Raw genomic sequence first — 4,475 nt, 5'->3', positions numbered from 1 at the left:
CACCTTCACACCCGGAGAATGCGCAAACTATTTCGCCAACGCGGGATACGATGCAGCATGATCGGATTCCGCTCTAGCTTGACTGTCAATTCGCTGTTACAGTCCTCCGTGATGTCCAGCTTGACACTCGACAGGCCGCGCTCCCCCGTGGTCCGACCGGGGACTCGCGTGCCTCATGCCATCGTCATCGGTAGCGGGTTCGGCGGCCTGGCGGCCGCCGTGCGGCTCGGCGCCCGCGGCTATCGCGTCACCGTGCTGGAGAAGCTCGACCAGCCGGGCGGCCGCGCCTACGTGTTCCGGCAGGACGGCTTCACCTTCGATGCCGGGCCGACCATCGTCACGCTCCCGCAGATGTTCGAGGAGCTGTGGTCGCTGGCCGGGCGTAAGTTCTCCGACGACATCACCCTGAAGCCGATCGACCCGTTCTACCGGCTGCGCTTCGACGACGGCGAGACCTTCACGGCGTGCCGCGATCCGGAGGCCATGCGGCGCGAGGTCGGCCGGCTGTCGCCCGGCGACGTCGACGGCTACGAGCGCTTCATGGCGCAGTGCAAGCCGATCTTCGAGGTCGGCTTCGAGCAGCTCTCCAGCCAGCCCTTCAACTCCGTGCTGTCGATGGCCAAGCTGCTCCCGGAGCTGTTCCGGCTGAAGAGCTACCGCACCGTCCACGGCCTGGCGGCGAGCTACATGAAGGACCCGCGGCTGCGCATCGCGCTGTCCTTCCATCCGCTGTTCATCGGCGGCAACCCGTTCACCACCACGTCGATCTACTGCCTGATCTCCCACCTCGAGCGCGAATACGGCGTGTGGTTCGCCATGGGCGGCACCGGCGCGCTGGTGAAGGGGCTGGTGTCGCTGATCGAGGGGCAGGGCGGGACGATCCGCTACAACGAGGAGGTCTCGGCCATCACGGTCGAGGGCGGCGCCGCGACCGGCGTGCGGCTCGCCTCCGGCGAGACCCTTTCCGCCGACATCGTGGTGTCCAACGCCGACGCGGCCTGGACCTACAAGACGCTGCTGCCGGCCGAGGTGCGGCGGCGCTGGACCGACAAGAAGCTCGCCCGCGCCCGCTACTCGATGAGCCTGTTCGTCTGGTATTTCGGGACCAAGCGCCAGTATCGCGGCGTGCCGCACCACACGATCCTGCTCGGGCCGCGCTACAAGGAACTGCTGCGCGACATCTTCGACCGCAAGGTGCTGGCGCCCGACTTCAGCCTCTACCTGCATCATCCGACCGCGACCGACCCGTCGCTGGCGCCGCCCGGCTGCGACACCTTCTATGTGTTGTCGCCGGTGCCGAACCTCGCCAGCGGCGTCGACTGGGCGCATGCCGCCGAGCCGTATCGGCGGGCCGTTTCCGACTTCCTGTCCCGCACGGTCCTGCCGGGGCTCGAAGAGAACGTCGTGACCTCGCGCATCGTCACGCCGCAGGATTTCCACACGCGACTCCGCTCCGTTCTCGGGGCGGCGTTCGGCTTCGAGCCCGTGTTCACCCAGAGCGCGTGGTTCCGTCCCCACAACCGCAGCGAGGAGGTCGACCGGCTGTTCCTGGTCGGTGCCGGCACCCATCCGGGCGCCGGCCTGCCCGGCGTCCTGTCGTCCGCCCGCGTGCTCGATTCCGTGGTGCCCCATGGTGCCGATCTGGCTGGAAACCCGTAACGCCTCCGAAGCGGATGTCGACGCCTGCCGGGCGATGATCCGGCAGGGCTCGCGCACCTTCTTCGCCGCATCCCTGCTGCTGCCCGGCTCGATCCGGGCGCCGGCCTACACGCTTTACGCCTTCTGCCGCTTCGCCGACGACGCGGTCGACAACGAGGACCGTGAGCGCGACGCGCTGGCGCGGCTGCGCGAGCGGCTCGACCTCGCCTACGAGGGCCGGCCGCTGCCGACCGCGACCGACCGCGCCTTCGCCGACATGGTGGCCCGCTACGCGATCCCGCGGGCGATTCCGGAGGCGCTGCTCGAAGGCCTCGCCTGGGACACCGACGGCCGCCGCTACGAGGACATCGCCGGCGTCTACGCCTACTCGGCCCGGGTGGCCGCCACGGTCGGCGCCATGATGACGCTGCTGATGGGCGTGCGCGATCCCGACACGCTGGCGCGCGCCTGCGATCTCGGCGTCGCCATGCAGCTCACCAACATCGCCCGCGACGTCGGCGAGGACGCCCGCATGGGCCGCATCTATCTGCCGCTCGCCTGGATGCGCGAGGCCGGCCTCGATCCCGACGCCTGGCTCGCCGCCCCCTGCTTCGACGCGCGCCTCGCCAGCGTGGTGGAGCGGCTGCTCGCCGCGGCGGAGGCGCTCTATGTCCGGGCCGAGGCCGGCGTCGCCGGGCTGCCCTTCGGCTGCCGGCCCGGCATCCTGGCCGCCCGCATCATGTATGCGGAGATCGGCCGGGTGATCGAGAAAAACGGCCTCGATTCCGTGTCGCGGCGCGCCTATGTGCGGGGCCGCCGCAAGCTCGCTCTGCTCGCCCGCTCCTTCGCGGCCGCGCCGCTGGTGGGACGGGGGCGCGCCGCGCCGCCGCTCGCCGAGACCGCCTTCCTGATCGACGCCGTCACGTCTCATCCGCTCGGCCGCGTACGGCCCGATCCGGCTCTCGCATCGTGGTGGGATCTCGGCCCGCGCATCGTCTGGGTGCTCGATCTGTTCGAGCGGCTCGGACAGCGCGACGGCGTCGCCGCCGCGGAACGTCGCAACGCCCGGCTGGCCGGGCTGGAAACCTGATCACGATCGCCGCCCCACGGCGGCGTTTCATGACAATTGTCAATTTCGATTGTCACTCCGTGCTGTCTAATGGTGATTGACAATCACGGCCATTGATCAAGTCGCCGATCGAGACAGCCGATCGAACGCGTACACCGGGAGGTTCGCCATGCGCATTCTGCTCCTGCATCCCAACTATCACTCGGGCGGAGCGGAGATCGCCGGCAACTGGCCGCCCGCCTGGGTCGCCTATCTGGCCGGGACGCTCAAGGCGAACGGCTTCACCGACGTCACCTTCGTCGACGCCATGACGGACGATCTCTCGGAGGAGCAGCTCCGCGAGAAGTTCCGCAGCATCAAGCCGGACTTCATCGGCGCCACCGCCATCACGCCGGCCATCTACAAGGCCGAGCGGGCGCTCCAGATCGCGAGGGAAGAATGCCCGACCGCCGTCACGGCGATCGGCGGCATCCATGCGACCTTCATGTACAAGCAGGTGCTGGCCGAGGCGCCGTGGATCGACGTGGTGATCCGCGGTGAGGGCGAGCAGATCCTGCTCGACCTGGTGCGCGCGATCGACTCCGGCGAGTTCAAGAAGGACCCCGACAGCGTCAAGGGCATCGCCTATTCGGACGGCGCCACCATCATTGCCACGGCCTCCGCCCCGCCGATCGAGAATCTCGACATGCTCAGCCCCGACTGGGGCATCCTGAACTGGAACCAGTACAACTACATCCCGCTCGGCTGTCGTGTCGCGATCCCGAACTTCGCCCGCGGCTGCCCGTTCACCTGCTCGTTCTGCTCGCAGTGGAAGTTCTGGCGCACCTACCGGGTCCGCGATCCGATCAAGGTGGTCGACGAGATCGAGGTTCTGGTGAAGGAGTTCGACGTCGGCTTCTTCATCCTGGCCGACGAGGAGCCGACCATCCACCGCAAGAAGTTCGTGGCGCTGTGCGAGGAGCTGGTGCGCCGCAAGCTGCCGGTGATGTGGGGCATCAACACGCGCGTCACCGACATCCTGCGCGACGAAGCGCTGCTGCCGCTCTACCGCAAGGCCGGCCTGATCCACATCTCGCTCGGCACCGAGGCGGCGGCGCAGCTCAAGCTCGACCTGTTCAACAAGGAGACCACGGTGGCGCAGAACAAGCGCGCCATCGAGCTGCTGCGCCAGCACGGCATCGTCTCCGAGGCGCAGTTCATCGTCGGCCTCGAGAACGAGACCCGCGAGACTCTGGAAGAGACCTATCAGATGGCCCGCGACTGGGGCTGCGACATGGCCAACTGGTCGATGTTCACGCCGTGGCCGTTCTCCGACCTGTTCCAGGACATGGGCGACAAGGTCGAGGTGTTCGACTTCGAGAAGTACAACTTCGTCACGCCGATCATGAAGCCGGACGCGATGACGCGGCCCGAGCTGCTCGACCGCGTGATGAACAACTACCGCCGCTTCTACATGCGGAAGATGTTCCTGGAGTATCCGTTCATCCGGGACCGCGAGAAGCGCCGCTACATGATGGGCTGCATGAAGGCCTATCTGAAGAGCTCGTTCGAGCGGAAGTTCTACGACCTCGGCCGCGTCGGCTACTGGGGTCCGCAGTCCAAGAAGGTCGACTTCAAGTTCGACGAGACGCGCACCATCACCGAGGCGCAGACCGCCGACCTTCAGGCCGCCCCCAAGGGCCGCAAGAAGAAGAAGGACGACAAGCCCGAGACCGTGCGGGCCTGCTGAGGTCGGCGGTCTCCGCGTCGCCATGGCCGGGCTCGTCCC

At 67.8% G+C, this 4,475-nt stretch carries 3 protein-coding genes; all 3 read left to right on the top strand.

Annotation, left to right across the window (positions count from 1 at the left end):
- Nucleotides 1-111 precede the first annotated feature (111 nt).
- The 3 genes from CH341_RS25810 to bchE all read left to right on the top strand — a co-directional run bounded on the left by CH341_RS25810 (nucleotide 112) and on the right by bchE (nucleotide 4,436).
- Nucleotides 112-1,659, top strand: a complete 1,548-nt coding sequence (locus CH341_RS25810; RefSeq protein WP_111421835.1) for a phytoene desaturase — start codon at nucleotides 112-114, stop codon at nucleotides 1,657-1,659.
- The gene (locus CH341_RS25805) at nucleotides 1,631-2,728 is read left to right on the top strand and encodes a phytoene/squalene synthase family protein (protein WP_111421834.1); all 1,098 of its coding nucleotides are present in this window, start codon (nucleotides 1,631-1,633) and stop codon (nucleotides 2,726-2,728) included. Before CH341_RS25810 ends, CH341_RS25805 begins: the two co-directional genes overlap by 29 nt.
- A 148-nt stretch (nucleotides 2,729-2,876) precedes the next feature.
- A complete protein-coding gene (gene bchE, locus CH341_RS25800; protein WP_111421833.1) occupies nucleotides 2,877-4,436 on the top strand; it encodes a magnesium-protoporphyrin IX monomethyl ester anaerobic oxidative cyclase in 1,560 nt (519 codons plus the stop codon).
- Nucleotides 4,437-4,475: the final 39 nt, after the last annotated feature.

This window comes from Rhodoplanes roseus (assembly GCF_003258865.1).
GTDB lineage: Bacteria > Pseudomonadota > Alphaproteobacteria > Rhizobiales > Xanthobacteraceae > Rhodoplanes > Rhodoplanes roseus.
The sequence above is the reverse complement of the archived record's forward strand: the minus strand, read 5'-3'. Positions and strand labels throughout refer to the sequence as shown.

Excerpts from the sequence above, each read along its gene's own strand:
- CH341_RS25810 (WP_111421835.1), top strand. The coding sequence starts at position 112 with ATGTCCAGCTTGACACTCGACAGGCCGCGCTCCCCCGTGGTCCGACCG.
- CH341_RS25805 (WP_111421834.1), top strand. The coding sequence starts at position 1,631 with ATGGTGCCGATCTGGCTGGAAACCCGTAACGCCTCCGAAGCGGATGTC.
- bchE (WP_111421833.1), top strand. The coding sequence starts at position 2,877 with ATGCGCATTCTGCTCCTGCATCCCAACTATCACTCGGGCGGAGCGGAG.